The 18,767-nt window shown below is 28.4% G+C and carries 22 protein-coding genes; 8 read left to right on the top strand and 14 right to left on the bottom strand.

Annotation, left to right across the window (positions count from 1 at the left end; translation table 11 throughout):
- Window positions 1-18: 18 nt before the first annotated feature.
- The 3 genes from IM532_RS07465 to IM532_RS07455 all read right to left on the bottom strand — a co-directional run bounded on the left by IM532_RS07465 (window position 19) and on the right by IM532_RS07455 (window position 1,649).
- Complete coding sequence (locus IM532_RS07465; RefSeq protein WP_194182829.1) at window positions 19-450, bottom strand: hypothetical protein; 432 nt, start codon at window positions 448-450, stop codon at window positions 19-21.
- A gap of 71 nt (window positions 451-521) precedes the next feature.
- Window positions 522-1,172, bottom strand: a complete 651-nt coding sequence (locus IM532_RS07460; RefSeq protein WP_194182828.1) for an NAD(P)-dependent oxidoreductase — start codon at window positions 1,170-1,172, stop codon at window positions 522-524.
- A gap of 48 nt (window positions 1,173-1,220) precedes the next feature.
- Complete coding sequence (locus IM532_RS07455) at window positions 1,221-1,649, bottom strand: RrF2 family transcriptional regulator (protein ID WP_194182827.1); 429 nt, start codon at window positions 1,647-1,649, stop codon at window positions 1,221-1,223.
- An 88-nt stretch (window positions 1,650-1,737) separates the two neighbouring features.
- On the opposite strand from IM532_RS07455, the gene IM532_RS07450 reads away from it, so the two are divergent.
- The 5 genes from IM532_RS07450 (at window position 1,738) to IM532_RS07430 (ending at window position 5,969) form a co-directional block, all read left to right on the top strand.
- On the top strand, window positions 1,738-2,340 hold the full coding sequence (locus IM532_RS07450; protein WP_228063685.1) for a Crp/Fnr family transcriptional regulator: 603 nt from the start codon (window positions 1,738-1,740) through the stop codon (window positions 2,338-2,340).
- Window positions 2,333-2,944, top strand: a complete 612-nt coding sequence (locus IM532_RS07445; protein WP_194182826.1) for a hypothetical protein — start codon at window positions 2,333-2,335, stop codon at window positions 2,942-2,944. The genes IM532_RS07450 and IM532_RS07445 overlap by 8 nt, the downstream gene beginning before the upstream one ends.
- A gap of 70 nt (window positions 2,945-3,014) precedes the next feature.
- Complete coding sequence (locus IM532_RS07440) at window positions 3,015-3,770, top strand: DUF4241 domain-containing protein (RefSeq protein WP_194182825.1); 756 nt, start codon at window positions 3,015-3,017, stop codon at window positions 3,768-3,770.
- A gap of 138 nt (window positions 3,771-3,908) precedes the next feature.
- Complete coding sequence (locus IM532_RS07435; RefSeq protein WP_194182824.1) at window positions 3,909-5,591, top strand: RluA family pseudouridine synthase; 1,683 nt, start codon at window positions 3,909-3,911, stop codon at window positions 5,589-5,591.
- A 15-nt stretch (window positions 5,592-5,606) separates the two neighbouring features.
- The gene (locus IM532_RS07430) at window positions 5,607-5,969 is read left to right on the top strand and encodes a hypothetical protein (protein WP_194182823.1); all 363 of its coding nucleotides are present in this window, start codon (window positions 5,607-5,609) and stop codon (window positions 5,967-5,969) included.
- A 16-nt stretch (window positions 5,970-5,985) separates the two neighbouring features.
- On the opposite strand, the gene IM532_RS07425 is transcribed toward IM532_RS07430, so the two are convergent.
- The 3 genes from IM532_RS07425 to IM532_RS07415 all read right to left on the bottom strand — a co-directional run bounded on the left by IM532_RS07425 (window position 5,986) and on the right by IM532_RS07415 (window position 7,967).
- Window positions 5,986-6,777: an alpha/beta fold hydrolase gene (locus IM532_RS07425; RefSeq protein ID WP_194182822.1), complete on the bottom strand. Its 792-nt coding sequence runs from the start codon at window positions 6,775-6,777 to the stop codon at window positions 5,986-5,988.
- 126 nt (window positions 6,778-6,903) lie between these two features.
- Window positions 6,904-7,557, bottom strand: coding sequence for a peptide deformylase (def, locus tag IM532_RS07420; RefSeq protein WP_194182821.1), 654 nt, complete (start codon window positions 7,555-7,557; stop codon window positions 6,904-6,906).
- Window positions 7,554-7,967 carry a DoxX family protein gene (locus IM532_RS07415; RefSeq protein ID WP_194182820.1) on the bottom strand — a complete coding sequence of 138 codons (414 nt, stop codon included), beginning with the start codon at window positions 7,965-7,967 and terminating at the stop codon, window positions 7,554-7,556. The genes def and IM532_RS07415 overlap by 4 nt, the downstream gene beginning before the upstream one ends.
- A gap of 113 nt (window positions 7,968-8,080) precedes the next feature.
- Here IM532_RS07415 and IM532_RS07410 point away from each other — a divergent pair, with 113 nt between their 5' ends.
- The 3 genes from IM532_RS07410 (at window position 8,081) to IM532_RS07400 (ending at window position 10,197) form a co-directional block, all read left to right on the top strand.
- Window positions 8,081-8,896 carry a hypothetical protein gene (locus tag IM532_RS07410; protein WP_194182819.1) on the top strand — a complete coding sequence of 272 codons (816 nt, stop codon included), beginning with the start codon at window positions 8,081-8,083 and terminating at the stop codon, window positions 8,894-8,896.
- A 60-nt stretch (window positions 8,897-8,956) separates the two neighbouring features.
- Window positions 8,957-9,394, top strand: a complete 438-nt coding sequence (locus IM532_RS07405) for a hypothetical protein (protein ID WP_194182818.1) — start codon at window positions 8,957-8,959, stop codon at window positions 9,392-9,394.
- A 149-nt stretch (window positions 9,395-9,543) separates the two neighbouring features.
- The gene (locus IM532_RS07400; RefSeq protein WP_194182817.1) at window positions 9,544-10,197 is read left to right on the top strand and encodes a response regulator transcription factor; all 654 of its coding nucleotides are present in this window, start codon (window positions 9,544-9,546) and stop codon (window positions 10,195-10,197) included.
- 54 nt (window positions 10,198-10,251) lie between these two features.
- Here IM532_RS07400 and IM532_RS07395 read toward each other — a convergent pair whose 3' ends face one another.
- From IM532_RS07395 to IM532_RS07360, 8 genes are all read right to left on the bottom strand, one after another.
- The gene (locus IM532_RS07395) at window positions 10,252-11,763 is read right to left on the bottom strand and encodes a carboxypeptidase regulatory-like domain-containing protein (RefSeq protein WP_194182816.1); all 1,512 of its coding nucleotides are present in this window, start codon (window positions 11,761-11,763) and stop codon (window positions 10,252-10,254) included.
- Window positions 11,764-11,774: 11 nt separating this feature from the next.
- Entirely contained in the window at window positions 11,775-13,181 is a 1,407-nt protein-coding gene (locus IM532_RS07390) for a CsgG/HfaB family protein (RefSeq protein WP_194182815.1), read from the bottom strand.
- A gap of 32 nt (window positions 13,182-13,213) precedes the next feature.
- Window positions 13,214-13,627: a curli assembly protein CsgF gene (locus IM532_RS07385; RefSeq protein ID WP_194182814.1), complete on the bottom strand. Its 414-nt coding sequence runs from the start codon at window positions 13,625-13,627 to the stop codon at window positions 13,214-13,216.
- 18 nt (window positions 13,628-13,645) lie between these two features.
- On the bottom strand, window positions 13,646-14,389 hold the full coding sequence (locus IM532_RS07380) for a CsgE family curli-type amyloid fiber assembly protein (protein ID WP_194182813.1): 744 nt from the start codon (window positions 14,387-14,389) through the stop codon (window positions 13,646-13,648).
- A gap of 6 nt (window positions 14,390-14,395) precedes the next feature.
- Window positions 14,396-14,767, bottom strand: coding sequence for a hypothetical protein (locus IM532_RS07375; RefSeq protein WP_194182812.1), 372 nt, complete (start codon window positions 14,765-14,767; stop codon window positions 14,396-14,398).
- 71 nt (window positions 14,768-14,838) lie between these two features.
- Entirely contained in the window at window positions 14,839-15,987 is a 1,149-nt protein-coding gene (locus tag IM532_RS07370) for a hypothetical protein (RefSeq protein ID WP_194182811.1), read from the bottom strand.
- A 276-nt stretch (window positions 15,988-16,263) separates the two neighbouring features.
- Window positions 16,264-17,394 (bottom strand): 4-hydroxyphenylpyruvate dioxygenase, encoded by a 1,131-nt coding sequence (gene hppD, locus IM532_RS07365; RefSeq protein ID WP_194182810.1) that lies wholly within the window; start codon window positions 17,392-17,394, stop codon window positions 16,264-16,266.
- Window positions 17,395-17,489: 95 nt separating this feature from the next.
- Window positions 17,490-18,647, bottom strand: coding sequence for a homogentisate 1,2-dioxygenase (locus tag IM532_RS07360; RefSeq protein WP_194182809.1), 1,158 nt, complete (start codon window positions 18,645-18,647; stop codon window positions 17,490-17,492).
- Window positions 18,648-18,767: the final 120 nt, after the last annotated feature.

Genomic DNA, 18,767 nt, shown 5'->3' with positions numbered 1-18,767 from the left:
TAGGTAATTTTTTAGTTATTAGCCCTTAGAAAATAATGCAATGTTAGGGTTTTTTGGATCAATTAAAACATCTATAATTTCATTTTCACTTACATTTAAATTTTGTTTTACTTCACCATAATAATCCACAAAAGTTTTATAACTCTTATGGTTAAATGGATGCTCGTATATCACTTCTAAAATAAATTTAGGTGAATCCTTTAATTTTAGGATAGTACTCTTTATATGAATAATTTTTGCTTTTACCTTAAACCCATGTTTTACTACTCTTTTATAATCTAAGTAATTGTATAAATTATTAAGACCAAATAACAGCATAATAGTAGATAAAGCAAAAAATAATACTGCAACTAATTTTTCGAATAATATTGTGAAATCTAAAAAAATACTTGATGCTATCATCATCAATGCACCTGTTATAATACAAATAATACCAATATAAAATCTCATAACATTTAATTTTATATTGGTATTTCTAAAAATATTCCAAAATTCGAATAATATATAACTTTAAGAAAACATTAGTATCCTGCTGTAAATCTTCTTCTTACGAAATTTTGCTTTTCTGCTTCGTCAGCTATAACTACAGCAAGATCTTCAACAGATAATACACTTCTTCCCTGTTTATCTACAACTGGATTATCTAATCCCAATCTATATTTACCAGTTCTATTACCAGAAGTACCTTGATGCATTTCTATGGCTGGTGAAAAGAATTCCCAATCTAAATCAACTTCATTTCCTAAAAAATCAAAATAATCATTAACAGCTAATGCACCTTGTTTTATTTCTTCAGGGAATTCAGGACTATCTAATACCTTTTTATTTTCATCAAGGTATAAACTACCTGCCCCGCCAATTACAATAAAGCGATTAACACCAGCTTTTTTTACTGCTTCCTGAATATTCTTTGCACCTTTCATATAATCTTCGTAAATGTTTGGATTATTCCATCCTGCATTGAAAGCGGAGATTACAATATCTGCACCTTTTAGGTCAGCTACTAATTTATCTGTGTTATTTACATCCATGGGAATTCCAACAACATTTTTTTGTCCTAAATTGGCTTCAATATTTCTTGCAAAAGCTTTTATAGAGTGATTTCTATCTGATAACTCTTTTAAAATTGCGGATCCAACAAAACCTGTTGCTCCAATTAATGCTATTTTCATATATTTATATTTTTTATAGATATTTTAAATCTTAAATAATTAAATCTTCTAAAATTGATCCGAAAAATTCTTTAAAGTTATCTTGGAAAGATTATTTATTATTTCATTTTTCACATTAGAAAATATTAAATTTAATTCTGTATTCATTTTTTTTCCTACAGGGCAATTTGGATTAGTCTGATTTAGTTTACCAAATGTATTTCCTTCATATATTATCTTATACAACTCCCCAAGCGTTATTTCTGAAGGATCTTTAATTAAAAAACATCCCCCATCCTTGCCTTTTTTAGAACCTAAAATCCCAGCTTCCTTTAGAATTTTAATCTCACGACGTACTACAACCGGATTTACATTAATACTTCCGGCAATATAATCGGATGTAATAATCTTATCTTTATTCTCATTACAATTAGAATCTCTCAATTTGTTAGTAAGAACCAAAATATGCACAATTGTAGCAAATCTTAAATTATTCATTGAATTATATATATATAGCAAATGTAAAATATTTTTTTAATGTAACAAATTTAGTTACATTTATATTTATGGAAATAAACCGCTATCTTTGTCAGAAGAATTAGCAAAATATATGCAAAATTTTATAAACCATTTAACAAACAGTGTTGAACTAAATCCTGAAGACATTAACAAAATTCTTGATTTTATTACTGTTAAAAAATACACTAAAGGAGATATTATTCTAAATGCAGGAGATTTCTCTAATGATTATTATTTTGTAGAACAAGGTGTCATCAGATCATACACGATAGATGATAATGGAAAAGAGCACATCATCCAATTTGGTACTGAAAACTGGATAATAAGTGATCGCAATAGTTCTTTATGTAAGAAAGAAGCAAAATTTTATGTACAAGCTATAGAAGATTCTACAATTGTTATGCTAAATGATGAGCTAAGTGCATTAATACAATCATTAAATCCTAAGTATATAGAGAAACAGATGATACTTTTACAAAATCATGTCAGACATATGCAAGATCGTATAAATTCTTTACTAAGCGATTCTGCGAAAGCAAGATACCTAGGGTTTATCAAGTTATATCCTAATATTACAGCACGCGTTCCGCAATGGATGATTGCTTCATATCTAGGAATAACACCAGAAAGTTTAAGTCGTGTAAGAAAAGATATAGCATCAAATGGATAAATATAGTTTTGACAGATTCATCAAACAAAAGGATCAAAATAAATCGAAAAAAGTCATTCGATTTATTGCTTCATTTTTTATTTTGTCACTTGTTAGTTATGTTTTTATCCAATTCGGATTTTTTAAAGAAAACAATACAGCTTATTACATTTTTATAGGAATATTGGCAACGGCAGTTGCTTATTTTAATGGTTATTTTAAGGCACCTAAAGAAGATGTAGATGGAATAATAGATGGTAAAATAACATTTACAACAGATAGTATTATTATTGGAGGTGATAAGTACTTGATAAATGATATTGTTTCTATTACTATTCAGAACGACGATTATAAAGGTAAAAAAGTATTAGAACACGGAGAATTTGAAAAAGAAAATGGTTCTCAAGGCGTAGATAATAAATTAATATTAGATTTAGGAACACGAAATTTAATAGAAGCAAATTTCAAACAAAAAAGTGAAAAAGAATTTGAAAAATTGAAAGCTCTATTGATAAATTATCACCTAAAGAATAAATTAACTTTTGATGATTTAGTTTACATCATGAAAGTTGAATATGATATTGATAAAATTGAATTGAAAAAACGAATAGCTAAGAAAAGTTAAATCTTTTATAAAGATGATTAACTAATATAACTATTACATAACTTTAAAAATTAATATATTATATATAATTATGGAACCAACTGCAGAATGGTTAAAAATTTGGGAATCTAAACGTGAATTTACGTTAGCTCCAAATGACTTGGATATGTATTTTACTAGCAAAGAGATTAACGACATTAAAGTTGATCAAATTGATTTAGGAGAAGTTACATTACCAACTGGAAAAATTATTGTAAACGATCCTCTTGGACAATATTTAGCATTAGATAACTCACCTTACTTTGTAGAAACTCCAAAAGGAAATTTCCCAATCAAAGCAAGTATTATTTCATACGAAGATGATGGAGATGCTGAAAACTTAATCGCATGCGTTAAAATTACTTTTAAAGATGAAAAACCAACACGTTATGAAGAAGCTTTAAAAGGAATAGAATCTATAGAAGACTTAAATGAAGGTGAATTTTTTGGATTTGCATCTGAAAGTGGATTAGCAACTATTGTTGACTTTGGCGCTAAAGAAGCATTTACAAATTTCATTGATGAAGTTGAAGCGAAAGATGAAAATCTGTACGATGATTACTTTGCACCATTATTCATTGAAAATGTAAAAAATAATCCAGCTTATCAATCGGAAGATGGAGATTGGATTAACTGGAATATTCCTAACACGGAATATAAAGCTCCTATTTTCCAAGCAGGTTTCGGAGAAGGTGTTTACCCATCATACTTTGGATATAATGAAAATGGTGATGTTGTAGCTTTTTACATTCAGTTTATTGATGCTGAATTAGATGACGAAATGGAAGGTGATGATGAATGGGTTTAAATCAATTCATTAAAATTTTATATAATACGATTCCTCAGTTTTAGAACTGAGGATTTTTTTTTGAGTACATAACTCAAAAAATTCTCCTTTAACAAAATCATTTCTTTGCCGTAAATTTGCAAACTATTTTATCTAAAAATGCCAAAATACTTTAAACATTTTCAACAGCCAATTCATCATATAGAATTACCAGATTCTATGGATTATCCATTCTATTATCAACCTCATCCTATTGCCATTAAAGCATGCGAAGAGGTACAACTATATTTAGAGAATCAATCTGATTTTATACATAATTTTGGTTTAGATAAAAATGATAACAGCCCAGCAATTGGAAAAATGTTTGGTGTATTAGTTTGTGAAAACGAAAAGCAAGAAATTGGTTATATAACTGCTTTTTCCGGGAAATTAGCCAATACAAACGAACATCTTTTCTTTGTTCCACCTATTTTTGATATGCTAAATAAAGATGGTTTTTTCTTACAACAAGAAGAACGGTTAAATGAAATAAATCGAACACTAGTTGAGTTAGAAAACAATCATTTTTTTATCCAATTAAAAAAAGAAATCGGAGATTTTGAGACATCTTCGAATGAAAAGATTGAAAAGGCTAAAATTGAATTAAAATCAAATAAACAGCATAGAAAAGTAAAACGTGAAGTCATATTACCTACGTTATCTATAGATGAAGCAAAGTTATTTGAAGAAGATTTAATAAAACAAAGTTTAAGAGATAAGCATGAATTTAGAGTTCTGATTCAAGAAATTGAGAATAAAAAACAAGAACTAAAAGAAAAATTAAATTTTTATACCAATCAAATTGTTCAACTTAAAGAGGAACGTAAATTTAAGTCCAATTCTCTTCAAAATCAATTATTTGATCAATATCAATTTTTAAACATCAATAAAGAAAAAAAAGGTCTACGTGAAATTTTTGAAACAACAGCAGCACAAATGCCACCTGCAGGATCTGGAGAATGTGCTGCACCAAAATTATTTCAGTATGCTTTTGAAAATAATTTAAAGCCTATTTGTATGGCTGAATTTTGGTGGGGAGAATCTCCAAAATCAGAAATTAGAAAACACAAAAACTATTATCCTGCATGTACTGGAAAATGTGAACCAATATTGGGACATATGTTGAAAGGCATTAAAATGAATGATAATCCATTGATAAAACAATTTGAACATATTGAAAAGATTGAAATAATTTATCAAGATGAAGATTTAGTTGTAGTTAATAAACCAGAAGAATTTTTATCAGTTCCTGGAATTGAAATTAAAGATTCTGTATATGAAAGAATGAAACATCAGTTTCCGCAAGCTACTGGTCCCCTTATTATTCATAGATTGGATATGGCAACTTCTGGATTATTAGTTTTAGCCCTAAATAAAGAAAGTCACAAAGCTATACAACAACAGTTTATAAAAAGAATAGTTTCTAAAAGATATATTGCTTTATTAGATGGGTTAATACCTAACGATGAAGGAACTATTGAATTACCTCTTCGAGTTGATTTAGACGATAGACCTCGACAAGTTGTTTGTTATGAACACGGAAAGATGGCCAAAACTGATTATAAAGTTTTAAAGAGAAGTAATAATAGAACGTTAATTCAATTTTATCCAATTACAGGACGTACCCATCAATTACGCATGCATGCAGCACATCCTTTAGGACTAAACACTCCTATCGTAGGTGATGATCTGTATGGAAAAAAATCTACTCGATTATTTTTACATGCAGAATATCTAGAATTTATACATCCTAGGACGAAAGAATTAATAAATTTTAAAGTAGAACCAAATTTTAATCTATAGTTTTGTACAATACTAATGAAGATGGAAGAAAAAAAACTTACAATTAAAGACGTCATATACCGTGATATGGAAACATTAGTTATGGCGAAGTTAAAAAATAATGGGAAGATATCAATAGATGATTTAATTGATATTACATCATACTTGGCAGCAAGCTTATATCGTGCACGTTGGAAAGAGAATGGAGAATTATCTACAGAAGAAGTAAATATAATTTTAGGAAATATTGGAAATTTCTGTAATGATCATTTTGGCGAAAGCTTTACACAAGAAGATTTTGATAAAGTTGTCAAAATATCTCAACTATTGTTGCAAAAGCCAACATTTGACGATGATTCAAAAACATTTTTTGATGAAATTTTAAAGGCTAACAATTAATTGTTAGCCTTTAAAATTATTTTTTTATTTGATTTTTTAAAAAATCAATCACTTTTTCATTAAAAATTTTAGGTTGATCTACATTTACAACATGCCCACAATTATTAATAATATATAATTGTGCTGATTTGGTATGTTCTTTTACCAAATTTCTTATAGTTGGTAAAAACATATGATCCTCATCTCCCATAATATAAAAAGTAGGAATATTAATATCAACTTGCCTAAAAAGCTTCAACAAAGGATTTAATTCTGTAGTTAATTTAAACCATTTTATAAATTCCTTTTGATATAGTTTTTTAGCTTCATTTATAAATAAAATTCTAGACTCTTTATGCGTATTTTTTGGCATTATTGCAAATGCAAATATTTTATATAAAAGTAAATATGGTATTACATTTTTAAACATATTACCTATCGTCATCAAAATACGTCCTCGCACATTCATTTTCATTACCGCACCTCCCATTACCATAGAAGCAACACGCTTTGGTTGATCTTCTGCGATTTGTCTGATAATGATTGTGCCTAAAGAAATACCTACAAAATGGCTTTTTTTAATCTTTAAATAATCTAAAACATCCAAAACATCTGCCGATACAGATTTAAAAGTATATCGCTTTTCAAAAATTGCTTTCAAATTATTTTTTGAACGTCCATGCCCTCTAAGATCAAGCATTAAGACATTAAAATGTTTTTTGAACTCTCTAATTTGTTTAAACCAAATAGACGAACTTCCTCCTGCTCCATGAACAAAAGTTACCCATTGGTCACTTGTTTCGTGTTTATAAATTGTATGTGCTAGCAAATTTTATATAATTTAAAAATTTTAATATCAGAATTTAACTTTTAATCGTCGAGATATGAAAACTCATATATATTCTCTCAATCAAAATATATTCCTTTTTTTAACTTTATGGATAATTGACATTTTTTATTGTTTATAAAACACTTCGTTAATTTGATCTGCTTTTATAAATTCGATTTTTTCCTGTTCAGTAATACGATCTATGAATAATATTCCATTTAAATGGTCAATTTCGTGTTGAAATATAACAGCAGTAAAACCTTCAACTATTTCTACTATATTTTTCCCATTACTATCAAAATAATTTAACTGAAGGGATAAACTTCTATATATTTTTCCAAATTCATCCGGAATAGATAGGCAACCTTCTCTACCTAATCGTAATATCTCGGAATACCAAGTAATTTTTGGATTAATATACAATTCGAATGGATGATGATCTTTATCAAAACGTTGTACCCATATTACATTTCTATTAATTCCTATCTGAGGGGCAGCAATTCCTACTCCACTGCTTTTTTTATCGACAACAGTAGCATGCATGCGATCTGCAAAATGTTTTAAATTTGGGTCGTTAGGATCAATATCTTTAGATATTGATTTAAGAATTTTTAAATCATTGCTTGTTGTAGTTAGTAATACTCGCATAGGAACATCACTATCTTTTGCTCTGATTAATTTGAGTTCATCTTTGTTTAATTTTTCGTAAGCTAATTCCATAGATTGCGCATTTAAGGTAATTGAGCAAAATAGAATTATAAAAGTGATTAAATTTTTCATTTTTTTCTAAGTAAATAATCCATTGAAAATTTACCTGCTCCTGATAAAAATAACACTAAATAATTAATAAAATAAAATAATCCTAATTCTTTTTTTCCAAAATCATGGTCTAGATGAACGACAAAGACTGCAACTAGCATAGTGATAATTAAAGGTATAGAAGCTAACCTTGTAAAAAAACCAAAAACAATAAGCAATGAACAAAATATTTCGGCAAAAACAGCTAATCCTAAAGAAATTTCTACTCCTAATCCAATTGGATCACCAAATTCGAAATTTCCATTTATTAGCTTTATTAATTTACCCCACCCATGAGTTAACATAAATCCTCCAGCGGATAAACGTATTAATAATAACGATAAATTGATAAAAGCTGGCTGATTTCCCTTTAAACTAAATTTTGAAGTCATGTATTATTGTTTTTCTCAAATATATTTAAAATAATTTAACTCTTGATAAATGAGCCAACTTTAATGAAAATCACAATAATTTTTAATATTTTTAGGAACATTAAAAACAAAATATGATGTATAAAAAATATAGTTCGATTTTAATTTTAATAAGCGGAATTTTATTTGCACAAACAACAGATTTAGAAAAAGATAAAATTTTTAAAAATCCTCATCTTGTAGAAGAATCCTTTACTAAAGCTTTTATTAAAACTAATATTATTGAAGATTACATTCAAGAATATCATACAAAAACATATTATAATTCAGAAGGTAATAAAAAAAATAAAGAATATTTTTCTGAAAATGGTGATTTACTATATACCGAAACGTTTACATATTCTGAGGATCAAAAGTTAATTAAATCAGAATTATCAGATCCTGAAAGAAATATGATTGTTATCAAAGACTATGAATATACCTCTGACGGTTTTGTAGAAACAAAAAGTGAAAATGAAATAGTTACAGTTTTTAACGAGTATAAAATAAATGATCAAGGAAATATAATCTATAATAAAGAAACATCTCTAATAGACAACAATATATTTACTGAAAAAACTAATGAATATAAAAATAATCAATTAATAAAAACAGTTGTTAAATATGGCAAAGATGGATACATAATTAATTATAAATATAATCAATTAAGCCAGCCTATAGAAGAAGTTATTTTTGATTTAAAGAATAATTTAGTATCTAAAAAACGTAGAAATTTTGATGAAAATTCAAATATAGTCGAAGAGTTTTTATATGATTCACAAGGCAAATTAAAAACAAACAATCGTATTTTATATGAGTATGATGAAAATAAAAATTGGTTAAAACGTACCCAATACGCAAATAATATTGAACAACCTATATCAAATACCATGCGAACGATTAAGTATTAGTACTTAATTATCAATTAATTCGTAATTTTTATTATATTTATTACAACTAATAACTAAATTATGAGTTTTGAGATTAGCATTAATGAATTTAATCGTCAGTTCCAGCTTTATCAAAAAAATGGAAGATATAATCTTAATGTTTACAATTTAGACATTAACCATTTTATCGTGACCTTTTTCCAAAATGAAATTGAGGATTTAGAAATATCTTTTTCTTGTAAAGAAAAGGGAACTATATACCAACATAAGATTAGCCATACTACTTTTAATCATTATTTTGAAAGTGTAGAAAACTTATTGGATCATAATATCCATTCTCTGAATGGATATTTTCATCAACTAGACCTATATTTTCATTCTTCTAACGAATTCTTAGAAATAAATTATATTCAACGAGAAATACTTTTTGATATCATTGATCAACTTCTTAATGGTATGGATTGTAATTATAAATCTCGATTGAAAACAGAATTATTAATCAATATGGAATTTGATTAATTAACATTCACTAAACTAGCTACCAAATTTTAACTTTTTTCAGTTAATATTAATTGTTTATAAAACTCTTATAATATTATTATTAAGTATTTTTATAATATTAATTCTACTACCAACTAATAAGCCTAACTAACTTAAATATAGAATTAATGAACATTTTTATTATTGATCAACACAAAATTGTAATAGATGGATTAATTGCAGTCTTGAACAAAAAGAAAGGATTTAAAGTTGTGGGATATGCCACAAACGTTAAAGATGCAATAGAATGGATTTCAGCAAATCCCATAGATTTAGTAATTACTGAAATCGAATTTACAGATGAAGATGCTAAAGATTTGATAAAAACAATTAAAATAATGCATCGTGAAGTTAAAATTTTAATTTTAACTGGAGATAATCGTATTAAGAAAATTAGTGAACTTTTTAAACTTGGAATCAATGGTTTTATAGAAAAATACAATGAAACTAAGACATTGATAAAAGCTATAGACTGTATAAAAAATGGTGAAGCTTACATGGGAGATGAGCTTCGTGCTAAAATTATAGAAAATTTTAGTAATCAACAAAGTAATTCAGATGAACAGAAAAGTATAAATGAAATACTTGCAAGCATCACCAACCGTGAATTAGAAATTATACGATATATTTGTGAAGGTTGTAATAGTAAAGAAATTTCTGATAAACTTTTTATTAGTTTTAATACAGTAGAAACTCATCGAAAAAGAATTTTCAACAAACTACAAATAAAAAATTCTATCTCTCTCATGAGATTTGCACTGAAACATGAATTAATCGAATAAAAAAATAAACCCCTTCATTCTAATAATGAAGGGGTTCCTAACTAAAAATGTAACCTATTCCCAATCGGGCATCCAGGCATTATTAAATAATAATACTCTAGATTCGCTTTCATCATTGCCTAATGAAATTTTATAAATATCTTTTCTTGATATTCCATCATTCGAAGTTTGAGTAAAAATTACTTCAGCTTCATTCGGTGAAAATCTTGGATCGATATCTATAAAACCGTTTGGAATTTTTGATTTTTCTGAAATATCTATTAATTCATCTGTTAAGATATTATACAAAAATATATGTGTATTAAGTTGTCTATAAGAATAATTTTGATATCCTGAAATATCATAACAATATAATATTTTAGAACCATCGACAGATATATCTAAACCTCCTGCAGCTCCAGATACATTTTCTAGAATTGTTTTAAGAGTGTTTCCTACTAAATCTATTACAAATATTTTTACATTATAACCATCTATATTATTTGTTTTTAAAACTATTTTTGAGCCATCTGTACTCCAAGCACATTCCGTAATAAAACTACCATCTTGTGTTGTATAAATCAATTGAGTACCACTCCCGTCTTTATTAACTTTATAAAGTTTATTATAATTAGGATAAATAAATTCACTTCCATTTGAACTCCAAGCATAATCAAGTTCATTATTGTTAAATCCAGCTAATGGAATTTGAGTAACTCTAAATGCATCTGAACCATCTGGTTTTGCAGTATATAAATGTGTATTACCATCTGAAATCCTTAAAAAGGAAATCAAACCTGCTGAATTATTTTTTCTTGGTCGAATAGAATTAACTGATTCTTTAGTAAACTTAAATTTTACACCTTCTTCATTTGAAGAATATATTACATGATTCTCACCTTCCAGACTTACAAAATGAAACCTATTATGAGGTATATTACTAGTTTGAAATTTAAAGGTCTCACTATATACGTCATCATTAATACCATCAGAAGCAACAATTTGCCAAAAATAAGATGTACCATAATTTAAGTTCTCCAAAGTATAATTCATAGCTTTAATATCCTCAAAAATTAGAATATCATCACTTTTATTATTCTTAACTAACAATTTAAACGTAAGTGGATCATCATCAGCATCTGTAGATTTCCATGCTAAACTAACAGATAAAGCTTGATCAAATGCGTTATTTATTGGTGACAACAGTTCTGGAATTGAAGGTGGACTATTTAATGCATTATCATCTTTCATTTCAAAAACTAAACTAACTTCTTGCCCATAGTCGACAATATTAGCACCATTAATCTCCATTATATATCCGTTTAATTCTGCTTTTACAGAATAATCACCTATTGGTACATTTTCAATAATAAATGATCCATCGCTCCCTGTAAAAATTGTACTAGTAGTGGGAGCAGTTGTAATTTTAACATGAGCTAAGGGTTCATTAGAGCTATGTTTAACGACTACTCCTTTTATTATTCCTTTCTCCGATCCTACAACCAAATCTTCACTGCATTGTGTAAATAAAAATGTTATTAATGTTAATTTTAAAACGAGAAAGACTGTATTTATATATTTGTTCATAATTTTAGAATTTATTTGTTAAATTTTTTACCAAAATATAAGTTTACCCCTATCCCAAATACGATTACATTGTCTTTACGCTTACCACCTATAAAATTGTCCCAATCATCATTGAAACCAAAATCATATTCTCCGTAAGCTCTAACACCCACATTTGGTAAAGGCAGGTATTCAAATCCAGCACCGATATTTGCTTTACCTCTTGAATCACTATTTTTCTTTTGAGGGGTCAATAAACCTATTCCACCAAATAAAAATGGTGAAACATTATCTTCCGGTAAAAATATATATTCTAAATTAAGATCAATACTATTAAAATTCTGTTTAAATATCCCTCTATTTTCCAATGCAAAACTTGAAAAGGAAGCTTCAAAATTAATATTTTTAGAAAGAAAGTATTTAGCACCAACAGTAAATCCTGGTTTAATTTTACTTTCTTGATAATCTCCTTTTATTATCTGTCCATTAAAGTTTCCAAGTACAGCAAACTTACCTCTTCTGGGTTTGAGAATAACATTATCTACTCTGTAATTATTGATAGAATCTTCAATATGTGATTTTTCGATTAGTTCCTTAAAATTTGATTGATCTTTTTGATCTACATTCCATAACTGATCTTTTGAACCTTCAATAATCAAATCGTATACAGCTTTTTCAATAGCTTCCTTTACTGCTAAATGAACAGGTTCATTTTTAGTAATTCCAACTTCAGCTTCTAATAATCTCTCTAAATCTACATATCTAAAAAAACTACCATTTAAAGATTGCGATAAAATCGTTTTTGAAGTATAAACAGTTTTTAAAATTTTACCTGTATTAGTGGATACAGCTCTTAGATATACAGATATTCTATCTTGCCTATATTGCGTACTTCCTCCAATCCCAAAGTATCTTGCTCCTGCTCCTCCTGTCATGATATTAGAATCATAGGATACAATTCCGCCTTCCAAAATAATTCCCGCGAATAATAAGGGAGGAAGAATTTGATTTGCAATTTTCTGATCTTCTGCAGATTGAAAAGAAGCATATTCTTGTCTTGTTGATTTTATGATTTGTCTTTCATTAAGTAAATCACTTATATTTTCTCTTTCAATAGTGGTAAACCATTTAGAATCTTCCAATGCTTTTAATAATATAGAAGTCGTTCCTTGAGGTATAGCAGTACTCCAATTCGCATTAAATTCCGACGGTTTATATTGACCTGTTTGGTCTTTAAATTTATAAACTGCCACTACAACTTTCTCTTTTGGAGAAGGTAATAATTTTAATTTTTGCGTATATGGTGTAACTTCACCTAAGGTTGATTGTTCTTTATCTGTAGGTGCATTAATTAATGCACTACAACTATTAAAAACATATAAAAGTAAAATTGAAAGTAGAAAATGTATTTTTGTTAGGTTACATGTTAGTTTATACATTTTTTAGTTTTTTATTGTTTACTTTTCTTTTACTAATATGAATTTGGCAAATTAATATTAGTTTGTTCTCCAGTTAAAATATCGATAATGCTTATATAAAGGCCCCCGAAATATTCGGCAATTGTAACATTTAGGCTACCTAGATTATAAACACCTGGATCCATTTTAGTATCATCATAGCTACCTCCAAATAATCCATTTGATATTTTATTTAATAACTGTCTGTTTAGATTTTCTTGAAAACCGCTAATAGCAGTATTTGGCTTAAGCCCCGCATATCCAGTGTTAGCTTTAAATTGATTTTGAGCATTAGCAGAACTTAATAACCAATTGTAATTGTAATTATCACCGCCAAAAGCGGAATTAATAGGTTTATAAACCATTTGTTGGCCAATACATGGTATTGCTCCAACGATTATGAGTAAAATAATAATAGGCCATTTCATTTTAAATGATATAATGAGTTAGGGAGAAGTTATTTGTTGTTTAATGAATTTTTTCTCGTTGTTATATTGATTCAACATTCTTAAAATAAACTCTACTTGAGCAGTTAAATATTCTTCACTAGGAGACATTCTAAAACTATGTAATATATTATCCCCATCTTCTATTTGAAGAATAAAAGATCTACCCATTGTAGGAATTTCATTTATATTAATAATAAAATGATACATTTCATTAAGTAAACTATATTTAGAATAAAATAGATCAAAAAAATCTTTGCCTAACTTAGTTTTGGTTTGATCTATTACCAAACCTCGTAATACAAATTCTTCTTTTTCAAGTTTTACTTGATTCTTTTTATAGTCATTTAGTATAAGTTTTATTCCATCATATTTTATAAAAAGGGAATCTTTAGCGATAAGTTGATTTTTTAAATCATCTCGTATGAATAAATAAGCTTTGATTTCATCACCCTTATTAATGTTTAGACGAATATCACTTAACGTAATTTTTTGATTAGATTCAATCACAAATTTACCTTCTTGTTTTTGAGTAGATAAATTACTGTCTTCTCCTTGCTTAATAGCAACTAATAAATAATTTAATTCATGAATAGTTTCGTCATTATTCAAAGCTAAACCTTTCAAATGAACCATTTTTTCAAATTCCGACACATCAATTATAGGCAATATATCTATGTTAGTATCTTGAGCAAATAGTCTTGAAAAATTTAAGATTATAAATAATATACATCGTTTTTGCATAAATTTTTATTTATTGTGTATCAGAACTGTTCTATTATCTCCAATAATTTGTAAGTTCATTTCATCAGAAATAGAATTAGCACCTATGATTTGTATAGAATTATTATTTCCAAACATTTCTACTTGAGTATGATGACCTGAATTCACATTATTTCTTGTATCGTATTGTAGATTATTATAATGACCAACTTGGATAACATCAATAACATTATCATGTAAATAAAGATCTATCAAATTGTAATTACCATTTTGTACAGTAATTGTTTTTGAATTTATATTTAGATAATCTATTACATTATTCGCATTTATTGATTTTAAATCCTGTGCATATATACATATTGGAAGAAAAACAAAAAATATGTAAATTATTGCTCTCATATAGAAATATTAATTTTATAAAAAAGGGAAAAGACTAGCTTTTTCCCTCTTTTATAAAAATTATAAATTTGTTAATTTGATTGATTAACTGTCATTGTGTTACCTACACCAACTTGTAGCCCAAGATGAGTATGCCCAAGACCAGTTTGAGAAACCATACTTACATTAGATGAACCTAATTGAATATCTAAAGCATTATTATAACTACCCGATTGATTCTGCATAATAGAATTAGAATCACCTAATTGATAAGCTGTAGCATCATTGTATACTCCATTTTGTAATTGAATTACATTATTAAAATCTCCGTCTTGTGTGGATGCAGCCGTGTTATAATTTCCAATTTGTAGTTGAAGTGAATTATTTATATTACCTGATTGATTAGATGAAGCTAAATTATTATCCCCCCATTGTAACTGTAATGCATCATTTCTTACACCTACTTGTTCTACAGTAGCAGTATTATCATCACCTAATTGTACTTGCTGAGATGAGTTTAACCATCCAGATTGAAAATTCGACACATAATTTCCATCTCCAACTTGACTTTGGTCTGAAGTATTAAGCACTCCAGATTGTTCATTTAATGCTGTATTATAATTTCCTTGTTGTTGTTGTAAGCTATTATTTGAAGTTCCATCTTGAAAACTATACGCTAAATTATCATTTCCAACTTGGAATTGGTAAGAACCATTACTCGAACCGTCTTGTAAACTTAAGGCAAAATTTGAATCACCTTGCTGATCTTGAATAATAGTATTAGAATTTCCATCTTGGTAAGCTAAAGCAGTATTTCCTGAACCTAATTGATATTGATCTGCGCTATTATAATTACCAACTTGATTTACAAGTGCTCCATTTGAAGTTCCTAATTGCATTTGAGTAGAACTATTATCATAGCCAGATTGTGAAACTACACCAACATTCATTTCGCCCACCTGAGTTGTGGAATTTGAATTTAAGATCCCATATTGATCTACATAAGATTGATTTTCTAATCCTACACTTAATGTAGTATTTTGGTTAAACCATCCCTCTTGACTAATATCTGAATAATTTGATATACCTAATTGTAATTGTTCGTTTGTATTATTCCAGCCCTGTTGAGAAACATACGTTTCATTACCTAATCCAAGTTGAATAGACGTATCTTGGTTAGTTTGAGCAAAAGCGAGTGCTGACATGAACACTGCCATTAATGATAAAGTAATTTTTTTCATAATCTAAGTATTTTTGATTGATATTCAAATTTAACTCAGATATAAACAAAAGTAAATCACTAAATTAGCTAAATTAGTGATTCATAGAATTCAGTTACCTAATAATAAGTAATCTAATTATGAGGAAATTTATATACAGATAATTTTTAAGAAAAACATACTAAATATAATTCATAATTGATGATATATATATAGTATGTATTGTATAACAAATTATGTTCCAATATTATATAATAAAAAAGCTAATTCATTTAGAATTAGCTTTTTGAAAGTAATTTATAAATTTCCTCTTTTTGCTTGTTCTCTTTCTAAAGATTCAAATAAAGCCTTAAAATTCCCAGCGCCAAAAGATTGTGCCCCATGTCTTTCAATTATTTCATAGAATAAAGTTGGACGATCCTCTACAGGTTTAGTAAATATTTGTAACAAATAACCTTCTTCATCACAATCAACTAATATTCCTAAATCTTGCAATTTTTTAATGTCTTCATCAATTTCTCCTACTCGATCTGGAATCATTTCGTAATAAGCTTCCGGTGGTGGAGATAAAAATTCAACTCCTCTAGATTTTAATTCGGTTACAGTTTTTACAATATCTTTTGTTGCTACAGCAATATGCTGCACTCCTTCTCCTTGGTAGAAATCTAAATATTCTTCAACTTGCGACTTTTTCTTCCCCTCTGCAGGTTCATTAATTGGAAATTTTGAATACCCATTGCCATTACTCATTACTTTAGACATTAACGCTGAATATTCTGTATTGATCTGTTTATCATCAAATGATAAGATATTTACGAATCCCATCACCTCTTGATACCACTGTACTACTTCATCCATGCGGTTCCATCCAACATTTCCTACACAATGATCTACATATAATAAGCCACAGTCTGAAGGTTGATAAGCAGATTCAGATTTAACGTATCCTGGCATAAATGGTCCATTGTAGTTTTTACGTTCAATAAACATATGAACAGTTTCTCCATACGTAAAAATCCCAGCCATTTTTATCTCTCCAAATTCATCAGAAAGTGTTGTAGGTTCTAAATATACTTTCCCGCCACGTTTAGTAGTTTGGACAAAGGCATCAAATGCATCATCTACCCAAAGTGCTAAAACTTTTACTCCATCACCATGTTCCATAGCATGCTGACAAATGGGGGAATCAGATTTTAAACCTGAGGTTAAAACTAAACGTATTTTACCCTGTTGTAAAACATAAGAAGCACGATCTCTAACTCCTGTTTCAGGTCCAGCATAGGCAATTTCTTGAAAACCGAATGCTGTTTTGTAATAGTGTGCAGATTGTTTAGCATTTCCTACATAAAATTCGATATAATCTGTTCCATTAATCGGAAGAAAGTCTTGTGCTTGTGCAATTTTTTCTGCAAATGTTTGTGTACTCATTTTTTATGGTGTTTTATTTACTTTGTATTTATGCGTTAAGTCAACTTTAATTTACTCTTCGACAGGCTTATAAAATTAATAATCTCATAACCAATTTAATACATCCATGATTTATAATAATCTGGATCTTCTAAAGCCAATGCTTGTTCGGTAAGCATTAAGGGTCTAAATGGATCAATCATTACAGCTAATTCATGCGTTTCTTTTGCTCCGATTGATTTCTCAACTGTTCCTGGATGTGGACCATGTGGAATACCTGCAGGGTGTAATGTAATTTGCCCTTTTTCTACTGATTTACGCGACATAAAATCTCCATCCACATAATATAAAATTTCATCCGAATCAACATTACTATGATTATAAGGTGCTGGAATAGCATTAGGATGATAATCAAACAATCGAGGAACAAAACTACAAATTACAAAACCTGCACCTTCAAATGTTTGATGCACTGGAGGTGGTTGATGAATTCGACCAGTTATTGGTTCAAAATTATGAATCGAAAAAGCCCAAGGATAATGATAACCATCCCAACCTACAAAATCGAAAGGATGTGTACCGTATACATATGGGTATATTAATCCTTCCTTTTTAATCATTATTTTGAAATCTCCGTGTTTATCATGTGTCTCTAAATCTTGTGGACGTTTGATATCACGTTCACAAAATGGTGCATGTTCCATTAACTGACCAAAATGATTGCGGTAACGACGAGGCGTTTCAATAGGACTAAAAGATTCTGTTATAAATAAACGATTATTCTCATCCTTGAAATGCAATTGATAAATAATTCCGCGTGGAATCACTAAATAATCCCCATATTCAAACGGAATTTGACCATAACCAGTTTTTAGTATTCCTGAACCTTCATGAATAAAAATAACCTCATCAGCCATTGAATTCTTATAAAAGTAATCCGTCATGGATTTTTTTGGTGCCGCTAAAGAAATATGTAAATCGTTGTTCACTAATATCGGAACTCTTGATTCGATATAATCATCCGTTGGTTTTACACGAAAACCTTTTAATGAGGTATGCTTTAGATGTTTTGCGCGAGCTATTTTGGGTTCAACAGAAAATGGTTCATTAATTTCTTTGACCAATGTTGGCGGATAACAATGGTAGACATTGGAATACGTACTCGAAAATCCGTGAGTAGACACCAGCTCTTCGGCATAGAGTTCTCCATTAGGTTTTCGGAATACGGTATGTCTTTTCTGTGGGAAATTACCCAACGCGTGATATAGTGGCATATGTCTTTTGTTTGTATTAATGAAAAGGTAAAATATGTCTTTTATGACATATGTATATTCAAAATTCTAAAAAGAATATTGTGCAAATACAATCTTTGTAAGTAATGCAGCAGTCTGTTT

The sequence above is a fragment of the Faecalibacter rhinopitheci genome (assembly GCF_015234135.1).
Taxonomy (GTDB): domain Bacteria; phylum Bacteroidota; class Bacteroidia; order Flavobacteriales; family Weeksellaceae; genus Empedobacter; species Empedobacter rhinopitheci.
This window is presented reverse-complemented; position numbering and strand designations above follow the sequence as displayed.

Coding starts and splice junctions, on each gene's coding strand:
- IM532_RS07465 (WP_194182829.1), bottom strand. CDS start 450: ATGAGATTTTATATTGGTATTATTTGTATTATAACAGGTGCATTGATG.
- IM532_RS07460 (WP_194182828.1), bottom strand. CDS start 1,172: ATGAAAATAGCATTAATTGGAGCAACAGGTTTTGTTGGATCCGCAATT.
- IM532_RS07455 (WP_194182827.1), bottom strand. CDS start 1,649: ATGAATAATTTAAGATTTGCTACAATTGTGCATATTTTGGTTCTTACT.
- IM532_RS07445 (WP_194182826.1), top strand. CDS start 2,333: ATGGATAAATATAGTTTTGACAGATTCATCAAACAAAAGGATCAAAAT.
- IM532_RS07440 (WP_194182825.1), top strand. CDS start 3,015: ATGGAACCAACTGCAGAATGGTTAAAAATTTGGGAATCTAAACGTGAA.
- IM532_RS07435 (WP_194182824.1), top strand. CDS start 3,909: ATGCCAAAATACTTTAAACATTTTCAACAGCCAATTCATCATATAGAA.
- IM532_RS07430 (WP_194182823.1), top strand. CDS start 5,607: ATGAAGATGGAAGAAAAAAAACTTACAATTAAAGACGTCATATACCGT.
- def (WP_194182821.1), bottom strand. CDS start 7,557: ATGAAAAATTTAATCACTTTTATAATTCTATTTTGCTCAATTACCTTA.
- IM532_RS07415 (WP_194182820.1), bottom strand. CDS start 7,967: ATGACTTCAAAATTTAGTTTAAAGGGAAATCAGCCAGCTTTTATCAAT.
- IM532_RS07410 (WP_194182819.1), top strand. CDS start 8,081: ATGATGTATAAAAAATATAGTTCGATTTTAATTTTAATAAGCGGAATT.
- IM532_RS07405 (WP_194182818.1), top strand. CDS start 8,957: ATGAGTTTTGAGATTAGCATTAATGAATTTAATCGTCAGTTCCAGCTT.
- IM532_RS07400 (WP_194182817.1), top strand. CDS start 9,544: ATGAACATTTTTATTATTGATCAACACAAAATTGTAATAGATGGATTA.
- IM532_RS07395 (WP_194182816.1), bottom strand. CDS start 11,763: ATGAACAAATATATAAATACAGTCTTTCTCGTTTTAAAATTAACATTA.
- IM532_RS07390 (WP_194182815.1), bottom strand. CDS start 13,181: ATGTATAAACTAACATGTAACCTAACAAAAATACATTTTCTACTTTCA.
- IM532_RS07385 (WP_194182814.1), bottom strand. CDS start 13,627: ATGAAATGGCCTATTATTATTTTACTCATAATCGTTGGAGCAATACCA.
- IM532_RS07380 (WP_194182813.1), bottom strand. CDS start 14,389: ATGCAAAAACGATGTATATTATTTATAATCTTAAATTTTTCAAGACTA.
- IM532_RS07375 (WP_194182812.1), bottom strand. CDS start 14,767: ATGAGAGCAATAATTTACATATTTTTTGTTTTTCTTCCAATATGTATA.
- IM532_RS07370 (WP_194182811.1), bottom strand. CDS start 15,987: ATGAAAAAAATTACTTTATCATTAATGGCAGTGTTCATGTCAGCACTC.
- hppD (WP_194182810.1), bottom strand. CDS start 17,394: ATGAGTACACAAACATTTGCAGAAAAAATTGCACAAGCACAAGACTTT.
- IM532_RS07360 (WP_194182809.1), bottom strand. CDS start 18,647: ATGCCACTATATCACGCGTTGGGTAATTTCCCACAGAAAAGACATACC.